General features: G+C 71.6%; 24 protein-coding genes and 1 riboswitch. Of the genes, 7 read left to right on the top strand and 17 right to left on the bottom strand.

Annotated elements, in window-relative coordinates; genetic code table 11:
- The first annotated feature begins 271 nt into the window (after nt 1-271).
- Nucleotides 272-505, top strand: a complete 234-nt coding sequence (locus ACZ4TO_RS38800; RefSeq protein ID WP_382795556.1) for a hypothetical protein — start codon at nt 272-274, stop codon at nt 503-505.
- Nucleotides 506-920: 415 nt separating this feature from the next.
- On the opposite strand, the gene ACZ4TO_RS38805 is transcribed toward ACZ4TO_RS38800, so the two are convergent.
- The 5 genes from ACZ4TO_RS38805 to ACZ4TO_RS38825 form a co-directional block, all read right to left on the bottom strand.
- A complete protein-coding gene (locus ACZ4TO_RS38805; protein WP_382795559.1) occupies nt 921-1,604 on the bottom strand; it encodes a TetR/AcrR family transcriptional regulator in 684 nt (227 codons plus the stop codon).
- 136 nt (nt 1,605-1,740) lie between these two features.
- Nucleotides 1,741-1,887: an SCO1431 family membrane protein gene (locus ACZ4TO_RS38810; RefSeq protein WP_382795561.1), complete on the bottom strand. Its 147-nt coding sequence runs from the start codon at nt 1,885-1,887 to the stop codon at nt 1,741-1,743.
- Nucleotides 1,888-2,155: 268 nt separating this feature from the next.
- A complete protein-coding gene (locus ACZ4TO_RS38815; RefSeq protein ID WP_468026708.1) occupies nt 2,156-3,508 on the bottom strand; it encodes a peptidase C39 family protein in 1,353 nt (450 codons plus the stop codon).
- 277 nt (nt 3,509-3,785) lie between these two features.
- Nucleotides 3,786-5,327 carry an amino acid permease gene (locus ACZ4TO_RS38820; RefSeq protein ID WP_468026709.1) on the bottom strand — a complete coding sequence of 514 codons (1,542 nt, stop codon included), beginning with the start codon at nt 5,325-5,327 and terminating at the stop codon, nt 3,786-3,788.
- Between the two features lie 52 nt (nt 5,328-5,379).
- Nucleotides 5,380-6,336 carry a hypothetical protein gene (locus ACZ4TO_RS38825; RefSeq protein ID WP_382795570.1) on the bottom strand — a complete coding sequence of 319 codons (957 nt, stop codon included), beginning with the start codon at nt 6,334-6,336 and terminating at the stop codon, nt 5,380-5,382.
- 276 nt (nt 6,337-6,612) lie between these two features.
- Here ACZ4TO_RS38825 and ACZ4TO_RS38830 point away from each other — a divergent pair, with 276 nt between their 5' ends.
- Together ACZ4TO_RS38830 and ACZ4TO_RS38835 are read left to right on the top strand one after the other, a co-directional pair.
- Entirely contained in the window at nt 6,613-7,233 is a 621-nt protein-coding gene (locus ACZ4TO_RS38830) for a uridine kinase family protein (protein ID WP_468026716.1), read from the top strand.
- A 467-nt stretch (nt 7,234-7,700) separates the two neighbouring features.
- Nucleotides 7,701-9,566, top strand: coding sequence for an AAA family ATPase (locus tag ACZ4TO_RS38835; RefSeq protein ID WP_382795573.1), 1,866 nt, complete (start codon nt 7,701-7,703; stop codon nt 9,564-9,566).
- A 76-nt stretch (nt 9,567-9,642) separates the two neighbouring features.
- Here the strand turns inward: ACZ4TO_RS38835 and ACZ4TO_RS38840 are convergent, their stop codons facing one another.
- From ACZ4TO_RS38840 to ACZ4TO_RS38885, 10 genes are all read right to left on the bottom strand, one after another.
- The gene (locus tag ACZ4TO_RS38840; RefSeq protein WP_468026710.1) at nt 9,643-10,728 is read right to left on the bottom strand and encodes a hemolysin family protein; all 1,086 of its coding nucleotides are present in this window, start codon (nt 10,726-10,728) and stop codon (nt 9,643-9,645) included.
- The gene (locus ACZ4TO_RS38845; protein ID WP_385048163.1) at nt 10,725-12,056 is read right to left on the bottom strand and encodes a hemolysin family protein; all 1,332 of its coding nucleotides are present in this window, start codon (nt 12,054-12,056) and stop codon (nt 10,725-10,727) included. Before ACZ4TO_RS38845 ends, ACZ4TO_RS38840 begins: the two co-directional genes overlap by 4 nt.
- Before the next feature lie 198 nt (nt 12,057-12,254).
- Nucleotides 12,255-12,722 carry a PH domain-containing protein gene (locus ACZ4TO_RS38850; RefSeq protein ID WP_382795582.1) on the bottom strand — a complete coding sequence of 156 codons (468 nt, stop codon included), beginning with the start codon at nt 12,720-12,722 and terminating at the stop codon, nt 12,255-12,257.
- Nucleotides 12,723-12,736: 14 nt separating this feature from the next.
- Nucleotides 12,737-13,594, bottom strand: a complete 858-nt coding sequence (gene hisG / locus ACZ4TO_RS38855) for an ATP phosphoribosyltransferase (protein WP_382795585.1) — start codon at nt 13,592-13,594, stop codon at nt 12,737-12,739.
- 83 nt (nt 13,595-13,677) lie between these two features.
- Nucleotides 13,678-13,950: a phosphoribosyl-ATP diphosphatase gene (locus tag ACZ4TO_RS38860; protein ID WP_355773816.1), complete on the bottom strand. Its 273-nt coding sequence runs from the start codon at nt 13,948-13,950 to the stop codon at nt 13,678-13,680.
- 34 nt (nt 13,951-13,984) lie between these two features.
- A complete protein-coding gene (ribH, locus tag ACZ4TO_RS38865; RefSeq protein ID WP_151468514.1) occupies nt 13,985-14,470 on the bottom strand; it encodes a 6,7-dimethyl-8-ribityllumazine synthase in 486 nt (161 codons plus the stop codon).
- Nucleotides 14,471-14,562: 92 nt separating this feature from the next.
- Nucleotides 14,563-15,900: a bifunctional 3,4-dihydroxy-2-butanone-4-phosphate synthase/GTP cyclohydrolase II gene (locus tag ACZ4TO_RS38870; protein ID WP_382795589.1), complete on the bottom strand. Its 1,338-nt coding sequence runs from the start codon at nt 15,898-15,900 to the stop codon at nt 14,563-14,565.
- On the bottom strand, nt 15,897-16,532 hold the full coding sequence (locus ACZ4TO_RS38875) for a nicotinamide mononucleotide transporter family protein (protein WP_382795592.1): 636 nt from the start codon (nt 16,530-16,532) through the stop codon (nt 15,897-15,899). Before ACZ4TO_RS38875 ends, ACZ4TO_RS38870 begins: the two co-directional genes overlap by 4 nt.
- Entirely contained in the window at nt 16,529-17,164 is a 636-nt protein-coding gene (locus ACZ4TO_RS38880; protein ID WP_382795594.1) for a riboflavin synthase, read from the bottom strand. Before ACZ4TO_RS38880 ends, ACZ4TO_RS38875 begins: the two co-directional genes overlap by 4 nt.
- A 154-nt stretch (nt 17,165-17,318) precedes the next feature.
- Nucleotides 17,319-17,449: riboswitch (FMN riboswitch) on the bottom strand.
- Nucleotides 17,450-17,835: 386 nt separating this feature from the next.
- Nucleotides 17,836-19,068 (bottom strand): ROK family transcriptional regulator, encoded by a 1,233-nt coding sequence (locus tag ACZ4TO_RS38885; protein WP_468026711.1) that lies wholly within the window; start codon nt 19,066-19,068, stop codon nt 17,836-17,838.
- A 131-nt stretch (nt 19,069-19,199) separates the two neighbouring features.
- Here ACZ4TO_RS38885 and ACZ4TO_RS38890 point away from each other — a divergent pair, with 131 nt between their 5' ends.
- Nucleotides 19,200-20,411: an MFS transporter gene (locus ACZ4TO_RS38890; RefSeq protein ID WP_385048147.1), complete on the top strand. Its 1,212-nt coding sequence runs from the start codon at nt 19,200-19,202 to the stop codon at nt 20,409-20,411.
- Here the strand turns inward: ACZ4TO_RS38890 and ACZ4TO_RS38895 are convergent.
- Nucleotides 20,371-20,829, bottom strand: coding sequence for an acyl-CoA thioesterase (locus ACZ4TO_RS38895; protein WP_382795602.1), 459 nt, complete (start codon nt 20,827-20,829; stop codon nt 20,371-20,373). The two genes, ACZ4TO_RS38890 and ACZ4TO_RS38895, sit on opposite strands and share 41 nt — an antisense overlap.
- Before the next feature lie 103 nt (nt 20,830-20,932).
- Complete coding sequence (locus ACZ4TO_RS38900) at nt 20,933-22,273, bottom strand: alginate lyase family protein (protein WP_468026712.1); 1,341 nt, start codon at nt 22,271-22,273, stop codon at nt 20,933-20,935.
- A gap of 121 nt (nt 22,274-22,394) precedes the next feature.
- On the opposite strand from ACZ4TO_RS38900, the gene ACZ4TO_RS38905 reads away from it, so the two are divergent.
- The 3 genes from ACZ4TO_RS38905 to ACZ4TO_RS38915 form a co-directional block, all read left to right on the top strand.
- Nucleotides 22,395-23,786 (top strand): uracil-xanthine permease family protein, encoded by a 1,392-nt coding sequence (locus tag ACZ4TO_RS38905; protein ID WP_382795607.1) that lies wholly within the window; start codon nt 22,395-22,397, stop codon nt 23,784-23,786.
- A gap of 107 nt (nt 23,787-23,893) precedes the next feature.
- Entirely contained in the window at nt 23,894-24,568 is a 675-nt protein-coding gene (locus tag ACZ4TO_RS38910) for a DUF5995 family protein (RefSeq protein ID WP_382795610.1), read from the top strand.
- 92 nt (nt 24,569-24,660) lie between these two features.
- A partial coding sequence (locus ACZ4TO_RS38915; RefSeq protein ID WP_468026713.1) for an LLM class F420-dependent oxidoreductase occupies nt 24,661-25,662 on the top strand: 1,002 nt, incomplete at its 3' end.

Raw genomic sequence — 25,662 nt, forward strand, 5'->3', positions numbered from 1 at the left:
GGCGGAATTGACGGTACGTCAGATGGCCGGTGAGGGCCAGACGGCGGGCGTCCACGGAGCCTCACGGGGGTCCCATGGTGAACACACACCCGATTCCACGGGTGGGTGACCTGTCCGCCCGCCCGCACGTTGCCCCGGCATGAGCCCCACACCTTCCGCGACCGGGCACCGGCGCCGGATCCTCGTCCCGGCTCCGACGGAATCGGTTCACTGGGTACCGCCGCCACCGCCTCCCCCGCCGCCTCAGGATCCGCCCATCTACCGCGCCCTGATGCGCACCTGGGCGGACCGCGGCCGCACGCTGCCGGGCCGGCACGACCCCGAGTGGGTACGCCTGGCGGCGCCGTCGGTGATGTACGGGTACGGGCAGTTCGGCGCGCTCGCCGAAACGCGGCCGGAGGAGCGCTTCACCCCGGGCCGGGCCCCGCACGGCGACGGCCATTTCGGCGCGTCGCGGGATCCGCGGAACGAGTTCGGCATGGGCGGCACGGACCCGCGGGGGTGACCTCGGCGCGTCGCCACCGGCTCCGACCGGAGCCGGCGCACGGCCACCGCCCGGCCCTTGCCGGGCCCCGGTGAATGCGGCGATCGGCCGCCGGACGTGCGCCCGGGGCCGCGCCGCGAAGACCCGGCCGACCCGGCCCGACGCCCCCGGCCCGGGTCGGCCGCGGAAGCCGGCGGACGGCGGACGGCGGACGGCGGACGGCGGACGGCGGACCAGGCTCCCGCTTCCGCGGCTTCGGGAGTGCACGGGAGTACACCCGAACGGAGGAACGCCGCGCGGGAACACCCCGTCAACCCCCGCCCCAGGCGCACCGCGTCAGGTGCCCGGCCGTCCGACGGCGGACGGCAGCCGAGGCGGCCGCCAAGACCGCCACCGAGACCGCTGCCGAATTGGTCCGGACCATTGACAGAGTGGTCTAGTCCTCATAGTGTTCCGTCAGTCGCCCGTCCCGCCGGGCGTCGGGCGGGGCCGCGTACGAGGGATCGAGTTCCTCGACCGCGCGCATGGTGCCCCCCAGCATCTTGACCAGCAGTTCGCGCATGGTCTCGCGCGGCAGCACCGGATGGCCGATCCAGTCGAGGGTGGCCCCCTCCACGCTGTGCAGCCAGCCGAGCAGGGCGATGCGCGGAAGCGGTCCGACCCTCCCCCTGCCGTACGCCCCTTCGGCGATCGTCGCGACGATCGCCTCGCGCACACCGTCGCGTATCGCCTGCACCTCGGTGTCGAAGCCCACGCCGCCCGCGATGATCGTGCGATAGGCGGCCTGGTTGTGCTCGGCATAGCGGAGGTAGCCGTCGATCGTGCGCTGGACCCGCTCCACCGGAGGGAGTTCCAGACCGTCGGCGGCCCGTGAGACCAGTTCCGCGACCGACTCCTCGACGATGGCGAGGTAGTAGCCGCGCTTGGACTTGAAGTAGTAGTAGATGAGCCCCTTGGCGACGTGCGCCTGCCGTGCGATGTCGTCCATCGACAGGGCGTCGTACGACGTGTCGGCGAACAACTTCCGCCCGATGGCGATGAGTTCGGCGCGGCGCGCCAGCGAGCGGTCGGTGCCCCGCGCCCGGGGGCGGTCGACCTCGCGTTGTTGACTATTATTCAATTCCGGCCCTGGTCTCCAACTGCCGACGGAACATGCGCAGTATGGCAGAACCGTGCCGACCGTCATCCGGGGGCGATCGGCGTCCCGCCCGCCCGGTACGGGAGCGGGCCTCGGGGCCTCCGGCGGCGGCGCCGTCTCAGATCAGGCCGAGTTGCGTCACGAGCATCGCCACGACCACGACGAAGATCCAGCCCACGACGTGTTCGAGGATCTTCGGGCCGTCGTCCTTCGGGCCTCCGGTACGGGTGCCGAGACGAGGGGCGGTGGCGGAACTCGCGGTCATGGCATCTCGCTGACGTAGTGGTGCGGTGACGTCCCCCGCCTGCCGTCGGCTCCCCACCGACCCGACCACCTTGCCACCGGAGCCGCGGTCACCGGTAGAGACCCAGGTCACGTCCGCGGTGCGGAGGCACCGGATCCCGCTGGATTCCGCCCGGATGCCACCGTCTGTGCGTCTGGTCACACGGCCCCGGCCGGGCCGGAACCGCCCCCGCGGGGACGGCGCTCCGGCCGGCCCGGCGACCCCCGGCCGGCGGGGGCCGCCGGTCGCGTCAGCGGATGCCCACCGCCGCGAGCGCCTTGCGCTGGCGCGCCGAGGGATGCGCCGGGAAGTACAGGTAACAGACCCCGCCGGTGCCGGAGACGACCTTCCCGGAGGCGTTGTAGCGCTTGGTCCGCAGCCAGATCGTCTCGAACTCGGAGCGCTTGTAGACCCGCCGTACCGCGTCGTCGCCGGGCGAGGCCGGGTCGTTGGCGATCACGTCGCCGTCCGCGGTGAACCCTATGACCGTCATGAGGTGGCCCGAGGTGCCGTAGCCCGCACCCGTCAGCTCGGTCTTCAGGAACGACTGGGACGTTATGGCCGGGATGCCGGCCGCGATCAGCGTCTCCAGGTCGGTGAGCGAGCCGAGCCTGGTCACCACGCCCTGAAGGTCCTTGTACGTGGCGGCGTAGGCGGCGTTGAAGGGCCAGTTGCCGCATCCGGCGTACTGGTAGTCGTACGTCGAGCGGGCCGCGAGGCACACCTGAGGGTCGGCGTAGGCCGGGTCGACCCAGGCGAGCTGCTCGGCGGTGGGCCTGCGCCCCCAGTACTCGATGATCATCTGCGAGGAGGTGGGGCTGCACCAGGCCTCGCCGCCGTTGTCGTACTCGGGGTACTGGCCGGCGTGGATCTCCTGCGAGTACCGCGGAACGTTCAGCTCCTGGGCGAGGCCCGGGGCCGAGGCGGGGACGGTGAAGCGGTCGGGGACGTCGGAGCCCATCGCGCCCAGCCGCCACACGAGCGGCGTGGTCTTGGAGCCCGGGGTGCGGTAGAGGGTCAGGCGCAGCCGGTACGAGGCGAGGCGCAGTCCGGAGGCGGCGTCGTCGATGGAGAACGTGTCCGTCCAGATCGTGCTGCGTCCGTCGGTCTGGTCGTCCACGGAGGTGCGCCTGATGTCCTGGTCACCGGAGGCCCAGCGGCCCATCACGTACCAGGGCGTGTCCGTGCCGTCGGAGTAGGTGCCGGTCAGCTCGACCTGGATCCACGTGCCGGCCGGGGTGTGCGCGTTCCAGGAGGCGATGACCTCCGTGGCGGGGACGGCGAGCCGGTGGACCGGGGAGGTCCAGGTCGCGTACTCCCAGGTGGCGGTCCTGCCGGTGTGCGGGTCGGTGTAGTCGGTCGTGCCGGCCGGGGCGCCGATCACGAGCCCGGGGCGGACGCCCGGCACGGCGCGCGCGCCTCGCGCGCTGCCCGAACGCCAGTCGCTGTACGAGGTCCAGGCACGGTTGTCGACGAGTCCCCCGGGCGCCCTGGTCCGGCGGCCCGGTGCGGCGGCGGCCGGCGGCCCCGCGGCCCCCACCGCCGCCGCGGCCACCGCGGCGGCAAGGACGATTCTGCGGGACGGCTGTTCGGCTCTGCTCATGGGTGGAGAACCCCCAGGTGTCCGGAACGGGCGGGCCCAATGCTCTGTCGTGTGACAAAGAATGCTCTGTTGTGCGCCAACTATGGACGCCGGAGGGCGACTTCTGCCAGCACTTCGGCCCGTGCCACGCCCACCAATATTGGTCGGGACCACTGGCATGACCTGGGAAGCCCGGGGACACCTCCGTGAACGTCGCCCTTGCACGGCGGGCGGAGGGCACGACGTTCTCGGACACGCCCTCGGCCCCGGCGGGCGCCGGGGCCGAGGGGGCCGGTGGTCAGACGAGGTCCATGGCGGCGACCTCGTCGGGGCGGCCGTAGCTGACGGGGCCCTGGAAACGGCGGCGCGCCGTGGCGAACCACCACACCGTCGCGACGATCAGCACCACGGCGAGCGCGATCGAGGCGTAGTTGAAGTTGTCCCCGGTGATCGGCGAGACCTGGGGGAGCATGAAGAGCACGCTGCTGGCGAGGATCCAGGTCACGGCCACCCAGCCGACGGGCTTGCTCCAGCGGCCCAGGTTCCAGGGGCCGGGCTGGAACTCGTCGCCGAGCCGCAGCCGCAGGAAGACCGGCACGGCGTAGGCGAGGAAGAGCCCCACGACGTTGACGCTGACGATGGCCGTGAAGGCCGTGTGCGACCACCAGCCGGGCAGGACGAGGGCCAGCGAGCAGGCGACGGCGAGCCAGACGGCCTTGACCGGCGTACGGGTGCGCGGCGAGACAGAGTGCCACCAGCGCGAGCCTGGCATGGCGCCGTCCCGGGAGAAGGCGAAGATCTGCCGGGTGTTGCTCGTGAGGTTGGCCAGCCCGCAGAAGAGCATGGACCCGATGACGACCAGCAGGATGAACTTAGCCATGCCCATGCCAAGTCCGTCGATGAGAATCTGGACGGGCGGCGCCGAGGACGAGGCGACCCGGTCATAATCGTGAATGCTGTACACGAGGGCAAGCATCAGGATCAGCCCGGTGATCGCCGAATAGCCGATCGAACGGGTGATCCCCTTCGGTGCGTTGACCGTGGCCCGCACCGTTTCCTCGGACATGTGGAAGCTGCCGTCGAAGCCGGTGAAGGTCCAGCTCGTGACCAGCAGCCCGAGCATCCCCCCGTAAATCCCGTTCGTGAAACCGGTGTTGTTCGCGAAATGCGTGACGAACGAGGCCGACTGGTGGTCGTCGGGCATCACGACGAGCGTGCTCACGATCATGACGAGCCCGACCAGCAGCCACCACACGGAGATCCGGTTGAGCAGGGCGACGAGCTGCACGGTGTAGGTATTGGCCAAACCCTGGAGCACGATGATCAGCGCCGTGATCAGGACCGTCTGCTCGGCGGTCGGCTCGTACGAGTGCCACTGCAGGGCGACGAAGGCCTGGATGAAGGTGGCGGCCGCGTATCCGGTGGCGGCCGTGCCTCCGACCTGACCCACGAAATTGAGCCACCCGGTGTACCAGGACCAGGCGCCCTTGTGCCGCTTGGCGAGCTTGCCGGCGGAGAAATAGAGCGCCCCGCTCGTCGGATAGGCGGAGGCGACCTCCGCCATCGCGGCGCCGATGAAGAGCACCATCACGGAGACGCCGATCCAGCCGAACACGAGAATGCGTGGGCCGCCGGCGTTCATTCCGAACCCGAAGGACGAGAAAATACCGGAAATAATGTTGATGATGGTGAAGGAGATGGCGAAATTGTCGAACGCCTGGAATCGACGGGTGAGTTTTCTCGGATATCCCATCGCATGAAGCGTCGCGTCGTCGTCGAAGGCGACGGAACTCTCTCCCGCTCCCGCTCTCCGGCTCGGGACCGATATTCGCTCTGACACGGCTGACCTTTCTCTCGGGGGTGGTGCGGGACATCGGGAGGGCGGCCGGCGCTCAGCCGGCCCCCGGCACGGGCAGGCCGCAGGCGCGGCGGGCACGGGAGAGCTGCTCCTCGGGTTCACCGAACACGCTCCACGGCATACGGCAGGCGTAGGGCCCCATGGCCATGAGCACGGCGCGCGCCTCGAACTCGCGCTGCGCCATGAACAGCGCGTGCGCCAGATACGCCAGGTCGAGCACCGGGGTGAAGCGGTATCCGGACACCTCCGGCAGCCAGTTCTGGTAGATCGCGAGCGCCGTGGAACGCCACTGGGGCTGCTCCCAGGTGCGGTCGACCAGCAGTTGCGTGGGGTTGTAGCTCTCCACCAGGGCCACCAGCGGCAGCAGCCGCAGCGGCGAGGAGGCGGGGGCGCGCTGGCTCAGGAAGGCGGCGACGTCCCAGGCGGCGTTGACGGAACCGCCGTAGCGCGTGAAGAAGAAGGCCAGGAACCGGTGGTGGCCCTCACGGTTCCAGGGGTCGAGGCGCAGGACGTGCGAGAACAGGCGCCAGGGGCCGGGAGGCTGCGTCAGCAGCCCCTGCGGGGCGGGGTCGCGCAGATCATGCAGCCGGGCCATGGACAGCCGGGCGACCCAGGGCGTGGGATCCGCCCGGTCCATCAGCGCGGCCCGGTCGCAGGCCGTCAGCGCTATGCGTTCCAGGGCCTCGGCCCGGTCGTCCTTGGCGTCGGCCGCGCGCAGTGCCCGCAGGACGGCCACGCGGGCCCACATCAGGGCGGCCTCGGGGGTCTGCTCCTCCGCCAGCCAGCGTTCGGCGAGATCGGAGTCGGCGGCCTCGGAGGCGACGACCAGGGATCGATGCGCCCGTAATCCGTAGTCGGAGCGGGTCTCTCGCAGAGCTTCGTGGGCACTCAGATAGCGGCCGGCTCTGATGTCCGTGCAGACACTCGCGAGTCTGCGGTCGTCGGCCGCCGGATGCCACACATACTGCCCCTCGAATAAGCCCGCGGCCATCTTCCCCTGTCTTCCACGTACGACGCTCGCGTTCCGCAACAGGAACCCTACTCAGCATCTCCGAGTACCGGAACGCCCCATCCGAAATAGCCGGTTCCATGCGGCCGGGACTTTTCGGAGGCGGCCGCCGAAGTTCTTGAGGAATGTTCAATCAATAGTTCAATGCGACACCATCCTGAACCCGTGGATCCGCTGTGCACGCCGTCTCGATAGAATGTTCCCCAGGGCCGCGTCGACACCGCGCCCCGTCCTCGCACCTCACCCCCGGGAAACCCCATTCACGACCTCGCCTCGCGGCTGCGCCGGCTGCCGCCCTCCTGCGGGCCCGTCCGCCTGATCGGCGTGGACGGTCACGCCGGCTCCGGCAAGACCACGTTCACCGCGGGACTGGCGACGGCCTTGGGCGGCGCGCCCGTGCTCCACCTCGACGACATCGCCACCCACGAGGAACTGTTCGACTGGACCGGGCGGCTGCTGAGCGGGGTGATCGAGCCGTTCGGGCGCGGCGAGACGGCGCGCTACGCCGCCTACGACTGGACCGCCCGGGAGTTCGGACCCGTGCGCGAACTGCCGGCCGCGCCCGTGGTGCTCCTCGAAGGCGTCGGCGCGGGGCGCCGGGCGCTGCGGCCGTGGCTCGCGCGGCTCCTGTGGATGGAGTTGCCCCACGAGGAGGCCTGGGCGCGGGGGCGGCGACGGGACGGACAGGCGCAGAGCGCCTTCTGGGACGGGTGGGTCCGCGCCGAGCGTCTGCACTTCGCCGAGGACCCCACACGGCCCTTCGCGGACCATGTGGTGCGGCAGTGTCCGGAGGGATACGAGGTGCTGCCGGGGCCTGCTGGGACGTCTGGACCGGACCAGTTCATCACGCACCGTGATGGACCATCCGCAGCGTGCTGACGTTGTGAAGACCCACTCCGCAGAAGTTGCCTGAGTACCCCAACTCTGCTTGACCAGGGGGCCGTACAGGTCTTACGTTCTGAAGCAGCGGCCCTTCGGGCGCCGCCCGCAGTCGCGAAGCCCCCGGTTGTTCCCCCGTGATCGGGGGCTTCGTTCTGCCCACACCCTCTCTTTCCGGACGCCCCACGGCGTGATTCGCTCACCCTGGGTCACCGTTCGCAGTGCGCCCCATCTGCTCCCACCTCGTGGAACGGGCTGTGCCGCACCCTTCGGCAGGCCCGTCGACCGCAGGTACCATGCCTTTCGGTGCGACCTTCGGACGGCTGCTCTGCCGCACCGCTTCAACTCCCGTCCGTGGCACAGTCGTTCGACCAGAGCTGCCGACGGGCACCGGCCCGGCGGCGAGGGGATGGCCTGATCCGCGAGGCACTCCCCGACCATCGGGGGCACGGTTTGTGGGGGACGTGATGGACTTCGGCACGCAGGGCCCCGAGGCCCCGGCCGACCTGGCCTGGCTGCGAGGTGTGGACGCCTACACGATGGGCGCCTACCCGCAGGCCGAGGAGGAGTTCCGCGCCGCGGTCCGGATGGACCCCGGTATGGCGGACGGCTGGCTCGGACTGCACGCGCTACGGGTGGACACGACGACCGCGCTGCTGCGGATGTTCCGGCACCGCGACCGCTTCGGCGAACAGCGTTCGCGTCACCGACGCACCCTCAACTCCTGGTACTGGCTGGGCTGGTGGGTGCAGCCGGTGCTGGAGAGCCCGCGCGACCTGCTGCTCGCGCACGCCTCGCACTGGCTCGACGGACGCCATGTCCCCGAACTGGACCGCGCGTTGGCCGGACTGCCGCCGGTCGACGCGGACCACCAGGTGCGGTTCCTGCACGCGTGCCGCGCCTATCTGGTCAAGGACTGGGAGCAGTTGGTGCGGCACACCGATCCGCTGATCAACGATCCCATGCTGGGCATCGAGGCCGGACTGTTCGGCGGCATGGCGAGGGTCCGGCTCGAGATGTACGGACAGGCCGAGCCGCTGCTGTCGTCCGCGCTGATGCGCTGTCGCAGCGAGCAGCCGCAGCGCAAGGAGCTGCGGTACTGGCTGGCCCGCGCCCACGAGGGCACCGGACGGTCCGCCGCGGCCCTGCCCCTGTACCGGGCGGTGCACCGGGTCGACCCCTCGTTCATGGACACCTCGGCCCGGCTCGCCGCCATCGCCGAGGGGGACGGGTACGACGACGCGGCCGCCGACCTCGCGGCGATCACGCTGGCCGGGATCGGGCAGGACGTGCTGGAGGGCCCGGACGGCATGGACGCGCTGTTCGGCACCGAGGGGCGCGACCTGCGGCTCCCGGACGCCGATCCTTCGCCGCCCGGCGGACTGCCGCCCCAGCCGGACGGCTTCCGGGAGAAGGCCGTGATCCCGGTGCAGCCGATGCCGGCGGGACCGACCGACCCCGCCCTGCTCGACGAGGCGCTCGCCGAGCTGGAGCGCATGGTCGGCCTGGAGCCGGTGAAGCGGCAGGTCAAGGCGTTGTCGGCGCAGTTGAACATGGCGAGGCTGCGCACCGGGCAGGGGCTGCCGGTGCAGCCGCCGAAACGGCACTTCGTCTTCTCCGGCCCCTCGGGCACCGGCAAGACCACGGTGGCGCGCATTCTCGGCCGGGTCTTCTACGCGCTCGGGCTGCTCGGCGGGGACCATCTGGTCGAGGCCCAGCGGGCCGACCTGGTCGGCGAGTACCTCGGCCAGACCGCGGTGAAGGCCAACGAGCTGATCGACTCGGCGATCGGCGGCGTGCTGTTCGTGGACGAGGCGTACTCCCTGTCCAACTCCGGCTACGGCAAGGGCGACGCGTACGGCGACGAGGCCCTTCAGGTGCTGCTGAAGCGGGCCGAGGACAACCGCGACCACCTGGTCGTCATCCTCGCCGGCTACCCCGAGGGCATGGACCGGCTGCTCGCCGCCAACCCCGGCCTGTCCTCGCGCTTCACCAGCCGCGTGGACTTCCCCTCCTACCGCCCGCTCGAACTGACCTCCATCGGCGAGGTGCTGGCCGCCGAGAACGGTGACATCTGGGACGAGGAGGCGCTGGACGAACTGCGATCGATCGCCGGGCACGTCGTCGACCAGGGCTGGATCGACGAGCTCGGCAACGGGCGGTTCCTGCGCACCCTGTACGAGAAGAGCTGCGCGTACCGCGATCTGCGGCTGTCGGGATACCCCGGCACACCCTCGCGCGACGACCTGTCGACCCTGCGGCTGCCCGACCTCATGCAGGCCTACGGGGAGGTCCTGTCGGGCCGGGGCCCCCAGGATCCCTCGGCGATGTGAGAGGGCCCCGGTCCCGCGGGGGCCGTACGACCGTCACGGGTCGCACGGCGCCGGGAACCGGGGCCCACGCTCACGGTCAGCTCGCCAGCGCCTCCTCGGCCCGGCCGACGCGCGGCTCGGCGACCCGGACCGGCGTGACATCGCGGTGCGCCGGGTCCCGTACCTCGCCGACCAGCAGCTCCAGGACGTCCTCCAGGGCCACGAGGCCGAGGACCTTCCCCGAGGCGTCGGCGACCTGGGCCAGATGCGTCGCGGCACGGCGCATCACGGTGAGGGCGTCGTCCAGGGGGAGTTCGCAGCGCAGGGTCGTCATCGGCCGCCACATCTGCTGCGGGACCGCGCGCTCGGACTCCTCCAGGTCGAGGACGTCCTTCACATGGAGGTAGCAGCCCATGAAGGCGCCGTTCTCCGCGACCACCGGGAAGCGGGAGTAGCCGGTGCGCGCGGTGAGCGCGACGACCTGGCCCGGGGTGACCGAGGGATCGACGGTGACCAGCGAGGCGCCGTCCAGCAGGACGTCGGTGACGGGGCGGGAGCCGAGTTCCAGGGCGTCCTCCAGACGCTCCTGCTCCTCGGGTTCGAGCAGTCCCGCCTGTCCGGAGTCCTCGACCAGCCGGTTGAGCTGCTCGCTGGTGAAGACCGCCTCGACCTCGTCCTTGGGCTCGACCCGGAACAGCTTGAGGATGACCTGGGCGCAGGCGCCGAGGCCCACCGTGACCGGGCGGCACACCCGGGCGAAGGCGACGAGTCCGGGGCTGAGCCACAGGGCCGTCTTCTCGGGCGCGGCCATCGCCAGGTTCTTCGGCACCATCTCGCCGATGACGAGGTGGAAGAAGACGACCAGGGCCAGCGCGATCACGTACCCGAGGGGGTGGATCACCCCGTCCGGCAGGTGGACCGCCGCGAACAGCGGCTCCAGCAGATGGGCGACCGTGGGCTCGGCGACCGCGCCGAGGGTCAGCGAGCACAGGGTGATGCCGAACTGGGCCGCCGCCATCATCTGCGGCAGCCGCTCCAGGCCGTAGAGGACCTGTCGGGAGCGGGCGGTGCCCAGCGGTTCGATCTGGCTGCGCCGTACGGACACGAGCGCGAACTCGGCTCCGACGAAGAAGCCGTTGGCGAGTACCAGAAGGCCCGCGAACAGCAGTTGGAGCATGCTCATCGGACGGCCTCCGGGGCGAGCGCGGTCCGCACGAGGCGGACGCGTTCGGCACGGTAGTGCCCGACCTGCCGCACCACCAGGCGCCAGCCCGGCAGCTCGGCCTTGTCACCGGGGGCCGGGATCCTGCCGAGCAGGTCGGCGACGAGGCCGGCGACGGTCTCGTACGGCCCCTCGGGCACGTCGAGGCCTATGCGCCGCAGGATGTCGACCCGGCAGCTTCCGTCGGCGTCCCAGGCGGGCCTGCCGTCCTCGGGCGGAGCGGCCGCGAGCTCGGGCTGTTCGCCCTGCACGTCGTCGTGCTCGTCGTGGACCTCGCCGACGAGTTCCTCGACGATGTCCTCCAGGGTCACCACGCCGGCCGTGCCGCCGTACTCGTCGACGACGACGGCGATGGGCTGTTCGCTGCGCAGCCGCTCCAGGAGGGGCTGCACGGGCAGGGTCTCCGGGACGAGCAGCGGGGCCTGGGCGATCCGGCCGACGGGGGTCCGCAGCCGGTCGTGCGAGGGGATCGCGAGGGCGTCCTTGAGATGGACCATGCCGACGATCTCGTCGATGCGCTCCCGGTAGACGGGGAAGCGGGACAGACCGGTGGCGCGGGTGAGGTTGACCACGTCCTCGGCGGTGGCCGACGACTGGAGGGCGCTGACCTTCACCCGCGGCGTCATGACGTGCTGCGCGGTGAGGTCGGCCAGGGACATCGTGCGGACGAAGAGGTCCGCGGTGTCCTGCTCCAGGGCGCCGGCGCGGGCCGAGTGACGGGCCAGGGAGATCAGTTCGCCGGGGGTGCGGGCGGAGGCCAGCTCCTCGGCGGGTTCCACGCCCAGGGCACGGACGAGGCGGTTGGCGACCGTGTTCAGCGCCGCGATGACCGGCCGGAAGAGGCGGGAGAAGACGTGCTGCGGGCCGGCGACGAAGCGGGCCACCTGGAGCGGCTTGGAGACCGCCCAGTTCTTGGGCACGAGTTCACCGACGACCATCTGCACGGCCGAGGCCAGCAGCATGCCGGTCACCACGGCGAAGCCGGGCACCGCGCCCTCGGGCAGTCCGAGGGCCTCGAACGGGCCGTCCAGGAGCTGGGCCAGGGCCGGTTCGGCGAGCATGCCGACGACCAGCGAGGTGATGGTGATGCCGAGCTGGGTGCCGGAGAGCTGGAAGGACAGCTCCTTGAGCGACTCGACGACCGTGCCGGCGCGTTCGTCGCCTTCGGCAGCGGCCTTCTCGGCCTCGGGGCGCTCGACGGTGACGAGTCCGAACTCCGCGGCCACGAAGAAGCCGTTGGCGAGAATCAGCAGGAATGCCGCGCCAAGGAGCAACAGGGGGATGGTCATGCCGCCGCCTCGCTATGTCGGAAGGGGGCGGCGCAGGTACTACAGGACGATCCGTCCATCGCTGGAGGGAGTCACTCCTCGGGTAGCAGGGGGCCTCTGAGGGCGGGAGCACATCGGAGGCGGAGGCGCGATGAAAAACGCCTCCGCCGACAGATTAATCAAGACATGGGCTCTCAGGGCAGGGTGGAGGGCCGAGAGTCAGCCCCGATGTTCGCCGCGGTGGCCGTCGGGCTCCTGGATTCCGCGGGCCGAGACGAGCGCGCGCAGGGCGCGGGCGTCCTCGATGGCGCGCTGCCTGGCGATGCCCGGCTGGATGCCGAGCGCCGGGAGGCTGGTGCCGTCGGTGAGGTCGAGGAACACCCAGGGGTCGCCCGTACGCAGGTTGACCTGCACGATCTCCGCCCAGTCCAGGTGCCGGCGGCTCGCGATGTTGACGACCGTGACGCCGTTCTCGTCGGCGACGACCTTGGGCCGCGACAGCAGCAGGAGCACTCCGAAGAGCAGTGCCGCGGTGAAGATGAAGCTGAGCCGCTCCCCCGGGCCGAGTTGCTCCAGAAGCATGGCGACCGTGGTGATGACCACAAGGATCGAGGCGCCCGCGGTGAGCAGCACCGCCCGGGTACGGGAGGGGCGGAAGGTTATGGGAAGGGTGGGAAGGTCCGACATGTCCGTTGATCCTGTCAGAGCCGGCAGGCGTGGATGGCCGTGGTCAGGATGGCCCGCGCGCCGAGCTCGTACAGGTCGTCCATGATCCGCTGGGCCTCCTTGGAGGGGACCATGGCGCGGACGGCGACCCAGCCCTCGTTGTGCAGCGGCGAGATGGTCGGCGACTCCAGGCCGGGAGTGAGCGCGACGGCCTTCTCCAGGTGCTCGGCGCGGCAGTCGTAGTCCATCATCACGTAGGTCCGCGCGACCAGCACGCCCTGGAGGCGGCGCAGGAACTGCTGCACCTTGGGCTCGGCGTCCTCGGTGGGGCCGGCTCCGACCCGGCGGATGACCACGGCCTCCGACTTCATGATCGGCTCGCCGAAGATCTCCAGGCCGGCGTTGCGCAGCGAGGTGCCCGTCTCGACGACGTCCGCGATGACCTCGGCGACACCGAGTTCGATGGCGGTCTCGACGGCTCCGTCGAGGTGCACGACGGAGGCGTCGATGCCGTGGTCGGCGAGGTGTCCGGCGACGATGCCCTCGTAGGAGGTGGCGACCGTGCGGCCCTTCAGGTCCGCGATGCCGTTCGCGGTGCCCGGCTTGGCGGCGAAGCGGAAGGTGGAGCGGGCGAAGCCGAGCGGGAGGATCTCCTCGGCGTTCGCTCCGGAGTCGACCAGCAGGTCCCGGCCGGTGATGCCGATGTCGAGCCGGCCGGAGGAGACGTAGATCGCGATGTCCCGGGGGCGGAGGTAGAAGAACTCGACCTCGTTGTTCGGGTCGACGATCCGCAGTTCCTTGGACTCCCGGCGCTGCTGGTAGCCGGCCTCATGCAGCATGTCCGCCGCAGGTCCTGAGAGGGAACCCTTGTTGGGGACGGCGATGCGCAGCATGAGGTCGGCTTCCTTTGCTCGATGGTGTTCGGGGTGGGTGGGACGGGCGGACGTGCCGTGCCGTGGGGCTGTGGAGAGAGCCCCTACAGATGCGCGTACACGTCGTCGAGGGAGATCCCGCGCGCGACCATCATCACCTGGACGTGGTAGAGGAGCTGCGAGATCTCCTCGGCGGCGGCGTCCTTGCCCTCGTACTCGGCGGCCATCCAGACCTCTGCGGCCTCTTCGACGACCTTCTTGCCGATGGCATGAACGCCCTTGCCGACGAGCTCGGCGGTGCGCGAGGTGGCGGGATCGCCCGTGGTGGCCTTGTGCTGGAGCTCGGTGAAGAGCTCCTCGAACGTCTTCTTGGACATGGTGGTCCTCACCCTACGCGCTCGGGGCCCCGCCTCAGTGCCAGGGTTCGGATACTGAGCGGAGGGTGGCCGCGGTCGCCACGGCGGCCGTCACCGCCTCGTGGCCCTTGTCCTCGTTGGAGCCCTCGATGCCCGCGCGGTCCAGGGCCTGCTCCTCGGTGTCACAGGTGAGCACTCCGAAGCCGATGGGGACACCGGTGTCGATGGAGACCTGGGTGAGTCCCTGGGTGACCCCCTGGCACACGTACTCGAAGTGGGGGGTTCCGCCGCGGATGACGACGCCGAGCGCGACGATCGCGTCGTAGCCGCGGCCCGCCAGGACCTTGGCGGCGACCGGCAGTTCGAAGCTGCCGGGGACCCGCAACAGGGTCGGCTCGTCGATTCCCAGCTCGCGCAGGGCGCGCAGCGCGCCGTCCACGAGACCGTCCATCACCTTGTCGTGCCACTGTGCCGCGATGACCGCGACCCGCAGGTCGCCGCAGTTGCGTACGGACAGTTCAGGTGCACCCTTGCCGCTCACGTCTCTCCTTCAGTCCCGCTGTGCCGTGTTGCCGATAGTGCCGTGTTGCCGATGGTTGGTGCTGTGTCGTGCCGTGGTGCCGGTCGTACGGGTCACTGGCTCCCGCAGGCCGACACGGTGGTCGCGTCGAGCCAGGGCAGGTCGTGCCCCATCCGGTCCCGCTTGGTCAGCAGATAGCCGAGGTTGTGCTCGCCCGCCTGGACGGGCATGGGCTCCCTGCCGGTGACACGCAGTCCGTAGCGGACGAGCGCGTCGGTCTTGTCGGGGTTGTTGGTCATCAGACGCAGGCTGCGGACGCCGAGGTCCTCCAGGATCCGCGCGCTCGCGCCGTAGTCCCGGGCGTCGGCGGGCAGGCCGAGTTCCAGGTTGGCGTCCAGGGTGTCCCGGCCGCGCTCCTGGAGCTCGTACGCGCGGAGCTTGGAGAGCAGGCCGATACCGCGCCCCTCGTGGCCGCGGAGGTAGACCACGATGCCCCGGCCCTCGGCCTGGATACGCTCCATGGACGTCTGGAGCTGGGGTCCGCAGTCGCAGCGGTGCGAGTGGAAGACGTCGCCGGTCAGGCACTCGGAGTGGACGCGGACCAGGACGTCCTCGCCGTCGCCGATCTCACCGTGCACGAGGGCGACGTGCTCGACGCCGTCGGCGGTGGAGCGGTAGCCGTACGCGGTGAACTCGCCGAAGGCGGTGGGGAGCCGGACCTCGGCCTCGCGCCGGACGGTGGGCGCGGCGGGGGCCGCGGCCGTCTCGGCCGCAAGCGCGCGTTCCGCGGTGCGACGGTAGGCGATCAGGTCCTCGATGGAGATGATCGTCAGCCCGTGCTTGCGGGCGAAGGGGATGAGCTCGGGCAGCCGGAGCATCCGGCCGTCCTCGCCGGCGATCTCGACGATCGCCCCGGCCGGACGCAGTCCCGCCAGCCGGGCGAGGTCGACGGCGGCCTCGGTGTGGCCGTTGCGGGCCAGCACGCCTCCGGGCCGGGCGCGCAGCGGGAAGATGTGGCCCGGGCGTACGAAGTCGTCGGCTTCCGAGACACCGTCCGCGAGGAGCCGCAGGGTGGCGGCGCGGTCGGCCGCCGAGATGCCGGTGGTGACCCCGTGGGCGGCGGAGGCGTCCACCGACACGGTGAACGCGGTCTTCATCGACTCGGTGTTGTCGTCGACCATCTGCGGCAGCCGCAGCCGGTCGAGTTCGTCGCCCTCCATGGGCGCGCAGATCAGTCCGCGGCACTCGCTCATCATGAAGGCGACGATCTCGGGGGTCGCCATCTCGGCGGCGACGACGAGGTCGCCCTCGTTCTCGCGGTCCTCGTCGTCGACGACCACGATGGGGCGGCCGGCCGCGATGTCGGCGATGGCCTGCTCGACGGGGTCGAGCGCGAAGTCCGAGGCATCCTGATCGTGCCCGGTGCTGTACCAAACCGGCGCCGTTGTCATGCCGGGGCTCCTTCCATGACGGGCTGCCCGGCCTCACGGGAGCGCAGCCACCAGTCGCGCATGCCCCACAGGACGAGCGCGCCGTACAGGACGTAGACGAAACCGGAGAAGGCGTAGCCGTTGGCGAAGTTGAGCGGGACGCCCACCACGTCGACGAGCAGCCAGGCGAACCAGAACTCGACCATGCCGCGGGCCTGCGCGTACATGGCGACGATCGTGCCGACGAAGATGTAGGCGTCGGGCCAGGGGTCCCAGGACAGCGTCGGGTACGCGTGGAACAGGCCGCTGACGGCGAGGGTGCCGACGGCCGCGGCGCCCGCCATGTACGCGCGTTCGCGCCAGGTGGCGAACCGCACGGAGACGCGGCCGTCCTTGCCCTCGCCGCGGTTCCACTGCCACCAGCCCCACAGGGCGACGGCGATGACCACGACCTGCTTGCCGGCGCTGCCGGTGAGGTGGCCGTAGAAGGCGGCGAAGAGGACCAGTCCGGACAGGAGCTGGACGGGCCAGCTCCACACGGACCGGCGCCAGCCGAGCGCGAGGGCGATCAGGCCGATCACGTTGCCGATCATGTCCGACCAGAGGATGTGCTGGTCGAGCAGGACGAACGCCTCGGAGTTGAGCCAGTTCACCGGCCGGCCCCCTCGCCACCGGGCAGACCGCCGGACTGCGCGCCGCGCGGGCCGAGCAGACGCTCGACGTACTTGGCGATGACGTCGACCTCGAGGTTGACCGGGTCGCCGGGCTGCTTGTGGCCCAGGGTGGTCAGGTCGAGGGTGGTGGGGATGAGGCTGACGGTGAAGAAGTCGGGGCCCGCGTCGACCACGGTCAGGCTGATGCCGTCGACGGTGATGGAGCCCTTCTCGACGACATAGCGCGAAAGGTCGGCGGGCAGCGAGATCTTGACGATCTCCCAGTTCTCGGACGGCTTGCGCTCGATGACCGAGCCGGTGCCGTCGACGTGTCCCTGCACGATGTGGCCGCCGAGGCGGTCGCCCACGGCCATCGGCCGTTCCAGGTTGACGCGGGAGCCGACGGTGAGGGCCCCGAGGCTGGAGCGGTTCAGGGTCTCGGCCATGACGTCGGCGGTGAACTCGTCGCCCTCGTGCTCGACCACGGTGAGACAGACTCCGTTGACGGCGATGGAGTCGCCGTGCTGCGCGCCCTGCGTGACGACGGGGCCACGCAGCCGGAAACGCGAGGCGTCGTCGAGCATCTCGACGGCGGTGACCTCACCCAGCTCTTCGACGATTCCGGTGAACACTTCCCGGGTCCTCCTGCCTCATGGGGCACGGACTCCGGGGCTGTCGATGACGACAGAATGAGCGGACAGCGGCACACCGGGAGCGACGCCGAAAGGACACCCGTCCCGCAGGACGAGCAGCAACAAACGGCAGCGCGCACGAAATGCCCGCCCGCCGCGCACTGCCTCCCATCCGGACTTTAACCGTCGGTCCAGGAATTTCACCTGGTCAACCGGCCGCTGGAAGCGACCGGGTCGCGGACTGTAACCGCCGGTTCGGAATTACACCGACCCCGGAGTGCGCTGCTTCTGGTACATGGCCAGTGTGCCACGCCCGATCGTCGGCCATACGGCCGCATGCCTGTGGGGTGGCTCACAGCCGGTCGGCATGGACTTCCGCGGAGCGGTCGCGCGGCCAACCCCCTTGGCCCCGGGCGGCCTTGCGGCACGACCCGGGTTCGCGCAACTGGTCCATACCTATTGACGCTCTGGTCTAGTCCTCTTAATGTCCTCGATCAAGACTGCGTGATCATTCATTGCCGGTCCCCCCACGATCGACCCGGCGGCGGTGACGAAGGCCCTTGCCCCGCCGCCGGGTCTCCAGCCGGACCCATGCCGGGCATGCCCGGCATGCCGGGACCGCAGCAGCAGGACCGTTGCCCACGGGGACCACGACGGCGGAGCGACCGCGCCTACCGGGACGACGGCGGTGCGAACAGTTCGTCCTGGGCGCCGTCGCGCGCGGTCAGCAGGGCGCCGCGCAGCACCGCGCCGCCGCCCAGCGTGCTCGCGCGCACCTCGGTGGGGAGCGGCGACATACCGGCGAGCCGCCGCGCGACCCGCGCCGCGAGCCCTTCGCCGCCCGCCCGGCCCACCTCGCCGCCCAGGACGACACATCCGGGGTCGAGTACGGCGCTGACGGAGGCCGCCCCGATGGCGAGGCGGTCGGCGAGGACGCCGAGGAAGCCGACGGCCGCCGCGGAGCCGGGCGCCGCCAGGGCCTCCCGCACCAGCGCGGCGGCATGCGGTTCGTGGCCCTCGGGCCGCGCCGTCAGGCCGTACTCCGCCGCCAGCTCCGCGATCGCCGCGGACCCGACCAGCGAGTGGAAGCCGCCCCCGCAGTCGGTGGCCGAGGGCAGGCTCGTGGTGCCCGGCACGGGCAGGAAGCCGATCTCCCCGGTCCCCCCGGAGGCGCCGCGGCGCAGGGCGCCGTCGAGGACGACGGCGGCGCCGGTGCCGTGTCCGAGCCACAGCAGCACGAAGGTGTCGCGGTCGCGGGCGACGCCGTCCCGCTGTTCGGCGATGGCCGCGAGGTTGGTCTCGTTCTCGACGAGGACGCGGGCCTCGGGAAGCCGTTCCTGGAGGGCCGCGACCAGGCGCCGGTGCCACTCGGGCAGGCCGGTGGAGTTGCGGAGCTCACCGCTGACGGGATCGATCAGACCGGGTGCCCCGATGCCGACGGTGTGCAGCCTGCCCCACCCCCGGTCGCGTTCGCGCGGGCGCGGCGCCCCGGGGGTGCCGGCCTCCTTCGCCACCCGCTCGACCAGCGCGACCGCCCGCTCCACCGCGGGTCCGGTCCCGGTGTCCTCCCCGATGGGCGCGGACGCCTCGGCCAGGACGCGGCCGACCAGATCGGAGACGACGACGGAGACCCCCTCCGTACGGACGTCCAGCGCCGCCAGGTGGGCGCGGTCCGCGACGATCCCGTAGACCCGCGCGTTCGGGCCGCGCCGCTGCTCCCCCGATTCCCCGACGACGGTGACGAGGCCGGAGGCGGTGAGGCGTTCGACGAGGTCGGCGACGGTCGGCCGGGACAGTCCGGTGAGCTGCTTCAACCGCGTGGCCGTCAAAGGGCCTTCCTGCTGCAGCAGCCGCAGGGCGAGCCGGTCGTTGATGGCCCGTGCGGTGCTCGGGGATGCGGGCATGGCGGGAATCCTCCCAGATCGCCGGGGCCGCCGGACGACCGGGCGGCGAGCACTCATCTATTTATCAGGCAGGGTTCCTGATAGTTTACGGCGGCACACCGTGGAACCATCACCTGGGGAGGGGCCCGAGCATGAGTGAAGTCGTCCACGACCAACGCGAGGTCAGGCGCGCCCGGTACGCCGTGGCGGCCGTGTTCGCCGTGCACGGAGCCGTCACCGGGTCCTTCGCGACCCGGGTGCCGTGGATCCAGGACCACGCCTCGGTCAGCGCGGGCCAGCTCGGATTCGCCCTCGCCTTCACCGCGCTCGGCGCGTCCTGCTCGATGCCGCTGGCCGGCCGCATCACCCATCACTTCGGCAGCCGCACGGCGCTGCGCGGGCTCATCGCCCTGTGGACGCTGGCCCTGGTCCTGCCGTCCCTGGCGCCGAACCTGGTGACACTGTGCCTCGCCATGTTCGTGTACGGCGCCACGGCGGGGATGGCGGACGTCGCCATGAACGCGCTGGGGGTCGAGGTCGAGAACCGTCTCGACAAGTCGATCATGTCCGGGCTGCACGGCATGTGGAGCGGCGGCGCGCTGATCGGCGCGGCGGCCGGCACACTCGCGGCGCATCTGGGCGCCGACGCGCGCCTGCACCACGCCCTGGCCGCGGCGACCCTCACGCTCCTCGGTCTGGCCGCCTGCCGCTGGGTGCTCGACCTCCAGCCCGCCGAGGACGAGGAGCCGCCGCCGCGGTTCGCGCTGCCGCCCCGCTCGGCGCTGCTCATCGGCGCGGTCGGATTCTGCGCGGTCTTCGCGGAGGGCGCGAGCCTGGACTGGTCGGCGGTCTATCTGCGCGACCGGCTGGACAGCTCGGCCGCTCTCGCCGCGGCCTGCACGACCGGCTTCATGCTCACCATGGCCGTGGCACGGCTGGTCGGGGACACGGTGGTGAACCGCTTCGGCGCCGTGCGCACCGTGCGGGCGGGCGGCGTGCTGGCCGTGGCCGGCGGTGCGCTGATCGTCGTCGCGGAGCATCCGGCGCTGGCGATGAGCGGCTTCGCGATGCTCGGCCTCGGGATCGCGGTCGTCGTGCCGCTCTGCTTCGCGGCGGCCGGACGCAGCGGCCCCAACCCCAGCCAGGCCATCGCCGGCGTCGCCACCATCACGTACACCTCGGGGCTGATCGCGCCGAGTCTGATCGGGTCCGTGGCGCAGGCGACGAACCTGATGGTGTCGTTCGTGCTGGTGACGATCCTGGCGCTCGGGCTGGTCGCGCTGGCGGGTGTGCTGCGCGCCGGGGATCGCGTCAGCCCGAAGGTCAGCCCTCCGAGCGCAGCAGTTCCCGGCCCACGGCCCTGAACCGCTCGCTCCACGGCGTCGGGCGCAGCGTCCCGGCGTCGAGCCGGACGAGCACCCGGGTCCCGTGCGCGTAGGTGACCGCGCCGTCGGGCGAGCAGAACCGGAAGCCGTAGGTCAGGCCGGTGTTCCCGAGCCGGTCCAGCCAGAGGTGGACGGCGTACGGGCCGGGCCGGCTGACCGGGGCCTCGTAGCTGATCCGCAGTTCCTTGACCGCGTTGCACGAGTCCCCGGCCGCCTCCCAGTCGCCGTCGAAGCCGAAGCCGCGCTCGTTCCAGAGCGCGGCCCAGGCGCGCTCGACCATGACCGGGTAGCGGGCGTTGTGCAGCAGCCCGAGCGCGTCGAGGTCGTCGAAGTGGACGGTGACGGGCAGAAGCCGTCCGTACGGGAGGGCGGGGGCGACGGGTGCTTCGGCGGTCACGGGCGGGGCTCCTGGAGCGTGCTGCGGCGCGCTCACGGGGCGGGCCTGGCTGAATGGACTCCCCCATCCTAAGCAAACGCTCAGGAACCCCGTCCGGGCGGGATCAGCCCGCGATCGAGTCGAGCTGCTCGGCGGCCGGCCGCAGCTCCCACAGATCACCGCCGGGCGGCGCTTCGAGCCGCGGCACGGCGGCCCGGGCGGCCCGGTCCCCCGCGTCGGCCGCGGCGTGCACGACATCGCTCGCCGCGAAGCGGTGGAACTCCAGCTCGGGATGGTTCCACGGCTCGGCGGCGGTCGCGGCGGGCAGCAGGTAGTCGACGGCCCTGGTCAGGCTCTGCCCGTCCTGCCCCCGGTATGCCCACAGGTCCACGCCGACCTTGCGGCCGATGGCCGCGAGCCGGGTGTACGCGACCAGGTCGAAGGTCGAGTAGTGCCAGCTCCGGGTCCGGGCGAGCTCCTGGGGCTGGCCGCCGTCGGGGGCGATCTGCGGGTCGACGCGCAGGGGGCCCGCGGCGAGCACGGTGCGCCGGGCGAGGTCCTTGTCGCCGGTCGCGCAGGCGAGGGCGGCGAGCTGCATGTCGTAGAAGGTGCCGTGGTTGTTGCGCGCCGCGCCCTCCTCCTTGCCGAAGGCACCGTCCTTCAGCCAGTCGCGGTAGCCGGTGTTCCAGGCGAGCATCGCGGCCCGGTCGCGCCGGGACCAGCCGGGGGCGCCGGTGTCCAGGAGGGTGATCGCGTCGAGGACGCTCGTGTAGGACTGCGAGAAGTCGATGATGCCGATGGCACGGCCGTCGTACTTGCAGGGGATGAACTGGCCGTGGTCCAGGTTCGGGTTCATCCGGGTGGCCGGGTCCAGGAACCAGGTGCGCAGGACCTGGCCGGCCTTCACGGCGTACCGCTTCTCGCCGGTGTAGTACCAGGCGAGCGCGAGGTCGTACGTCGAGTCGAACACCTTCTCCACGTCCTGGCGGTCGGTGCCGGTGTCGACCTCGGGATTGCGCTGCCCGTCCCGCTGGACGTAGGGGCACCCCCAGGGGTTGTCGGCGGTGGGCGTCTGCGAGGGCCACCAGTAGGGGGCCTGGCTGAGGTAGTCGTGGACGTCGCCGCCGGGCGCGGGTCTCGGTTTGTCGACGACCGTCCAGGGGCCCTGGTCCAGCCAGTTGTCGGCGCGGGCCGTCAACTCCCGCAGCGCCCGGGCGAGTCGGTGGTCGCCCTTCGCCAGCCGGGCCCGGGTGCGGAGCAGCCGGCCGCCGTCGAGGACCACGGTCTCCGGCGGTTCGGACCCGGCCCGGCCCGATGCCGCGGGGACGGCCGCGGACGCGGAGCGGGCCGGCACCTCGGGTGCGGGCGGGGACGTCGTACGGGCGGACGCCGAGGGGGCGGCCAGGAGGGCGAGGGTGACCAGGGCCGCCGCGATCGTCAGGCCCCGTCCGGATCGTGCGCTCACAGAACACTCCGATCATACATATGAACGATGTTCATGAGATGGACCGGTTGAGCGTAGAGGGCCTGGTTGGACGTGACAATGGTCCGGACACATTCACGTACAGAGAAAGCGAACCCGCACCATGGACCTAGGCGTCCGCTGGAAACTGCACGGCGACGGGCGGACCCCCGCCCCGGGAGCGGTCGTCCGCCCCGACGAACGCCTCTCCTGGCCCCGGACCTTCGGGCTCGGCGCCCAGCACGTGGTGGCCATGTTCGGGGCGTCCTTCGTGGCACCCGTCCTGATGGGGCTCGATCCCAACCTCGCGATCATGATGTCCGGCGTCGCGACGGTCATCTTCCTGCTCTCCACCCGCGGCCGGGTGCCCAGCTACCTGGGCTGTTCGCTCTCCTTCGTCGGTGTCGCCGCCGTGATCCGCGCGCAGGGCGGCACCAGCGCCACGGTGACCGGCGCCTGCTTCGTGGTCGGCGTCGCCCTGTTCCTGGTGGGTCTGGCCGTCCAGCGGTTCGGGGCGAGGGTCATCCACGCGGCGATGCCGCCGATCGTGACCGGCGCGGTCGTCATGCTGATCGGGTTCAACCTGGCGCCGGTGACCGCCTCCACGTACTGGCCGCAGGACCAGTGGACCGCGCTGCTCACCATGCTGGTGACCGGCGCGGCCGTGGTGTGCCTGCGCGGATTCTGGTCCCGCATCGCGATCTTCCTGGGCCTGGTCTTCGGCTACGCGATCTCCTGGACCTTCGACCGGATCTTCGGCCGGATCCACGCGGCGGACGCGAGCGGCAAGGTCACCGACCACTGGCGTCTGGACCTCTCCGGGGTCGAGCGGGCCGACTGGATCGGCCTGCCGTCGTTCCACGGACCGACGTTCCAGTGGTCCGCGATCCTCGTCGCGCTGCCGGTGGTCATCGCGCTGGTCGCGGAGAACGCCGGGCACGTCAAGGCCGTCGGCGAGATGACCGGCGATCCGCTGGACGACGAACTGGGCACCGCGATCTCCGCGGACGGCGCCGCCTCCATGCTCTCCACCGCGGTCGGCGGCCCGCCCAACACCACGTACTCCGAGAACATCGGCGTCATGGCCGCCACCCGGGTCTACTCCACGGCCGCCTACTGGGCCGCCGCCGGTTTCGCCCTGCTCTTCGGACTGTGCCCCAAGTTCGGCGCGGTGGTCGCGGCGATCCCGGGCGGTGTCCTCGGCGGCATCACCGTCATCCTCTACGGCATGATCGGGCTGCTGGGCGCGCAGATCTGGCTCAACGCCCGGGTGGACCTGCGCAATCCGCTGAACCTGGTCCCCGCCGCCGCGGGCATCATCATCGGCATCGGCGGCGTCACCCTGAAGTTCACGGACAACTTCTCGCTGAACGGCATCGCGCTGGGCACCATCGTCGTGATCACCGGCTATCACGCGCTGCGGGCGATGGCCCCGCCCCACCTGCGGTCCGAACCGCTGCTCGACGCGGGGACGTCGGCGTACGACGATCCCGGGGATCAGCGCGCGGGCGCCTAGACGGACTCCGCCGCGGAAGTCCCCGGGCCGCCCGGCCGTTCCCCCGTTCTGGGGAAGTCGTCGGCCCGGCGGCACCCGGGGCGCCCCAGGACTGGGACGCTGCCCCCATGGCCCATCCGGCGCAGTTCACCACCCCCGTCGACACGGTCGTCGCCCGTATGCGCGTCCTGGACGCGACGCTTCCCGGGCGCGACGGTCTCGCGGTCTTCAACCGTGTCTACCTCAGGGTCACCGAGGAGTTCGACCGTCGGCTGGATGCCGGGGTGTTCCCCGACCGGCAGGCCGCGGAGACGCTGGACGTACGGTTCGCGGAGCGCTATCTGGCGGTGGCCGAGGAGGGCCGGGCACCCGCCTGCTGGCGGCCGCTGCTGCGCTTCCGCCGCCATCCGGGAGTTCGGCCCCTCCAGTTCGCGCTCGCCGGCATCAACGCCCACATCGGCCACGATCTCGCGCTCGCCGTCGTCGACGCCTGCCGTGCGCTCGGCTGCGAACCGGCCGACCTGGAGGACGAGTTCGAGCGCGTGGGCGATCTCCTCGTCTCGCTGGAGGAACGCATCCGCGAGGAGCTGATGCCCGGACCGGACGTGCTCCAGATCGCCGATCCGCTCACCCATCTGCTCGGCTCCTGGAGTCTGGAGCGGGCCCGCGAGGCCACCTGGGCCGCGGCGCGGGCCCTGTGGGCGCTGCGCGGACTGCCCGACCTGGCCGAGGAGTTCGGCGACCGCCTCGACGCGGCGGTGGGCCTGGCCGGCCGGATGCTGCTCACTCCCCTGCCGGACTGATCCGGCCACGCGACCCGGTCCGCGCCGGAACAACCGGACGCTCACTGTACGTTGACTTGCCGGCACACCCGGATGCGAAGGAGTACTCCCGTATGACGACGCGACTCGGCCTCACCCTCCCGCAGATGAAGCACTTCGACCTCGGCCGGGACGTGCCCGGCGTGGCACGCGCCGCGGAGGCGATCGGGTTCGACAGCCTGTGGGTCTTCGAGCGGGCCCTGTTCCCGGACCCCCCGACCCAGGGGCTGTACGGCGTCGAGGGCCTGCCCTGGCCGGACTCCTACCGCGGTGTCGCCGACCCCCTGGTGACCCTGGCCCTCGCGGCCGCGGTCACCGAGCGCGTCGAGCTGGGCACCAGCGTCCTGGTCGCGCCGCTGCACACCCCCTTCCAGCTCGCCAAGGCCCTCGCCACCCTCGACGCGGCCAGCGGCGGCCGGGTGGTGGCGGGTCTCGGCACGGGCTGGTCCCTCGACGAGTACGCGGCCGCCTCCGCGCGTCCCTTCGAGGAGCGCGGCGACGCCCTGGACGAGGTGATCGAGGTGTGCCGCGCGGTGTGGGGCCCCGACCCCGTGGTGTACGACGGCACCCTCACCCGGATCGCCTCGGCCGTGGTCGGCCCCAAGCCGGCCCGGCCGATCCCGATCCTGCTCGCCGCCAACACGGGCAAGGCCAGGCGCCGGCTCGTCGACGACGCGGACGGGTGGATGCCGATCGGCATGGGCGTCGAGCAACTGGCCGCGCAGTGGAGCCGGTTGCGGGACCTGGCCGCCGAGCGCGGGCGCACCCGGCCGCTGCGGACCGTGCTGCGCACCAACCCCCGCTACACGCCCAAGCCGTACGCGGGCGAGGACCGGCAGCCCTTCCAGGGTGACGTCGGACAGATCGTGGCGGACCTGGTCGCCCACGCCGAGATCGGCCTGGACGAGATCTTCCTCGACCTGCAGAGCGAGGTCCGGGACGCCGAGGAGCTGAAGGACGTGGCGGCCGAGGTGTACGAAGCGGGGGGGGGGGGGGGGGGGGGGGGGGGGGGGGGGGGGGGGGGGGGGGGGGGGGGGGGGGGGGGGGGGGGGGGGGGGGGGGGGGGGGGGGGGGGG

The organism is Streptomyces sp. NPDC028298 (assembly GCF_055565895.1).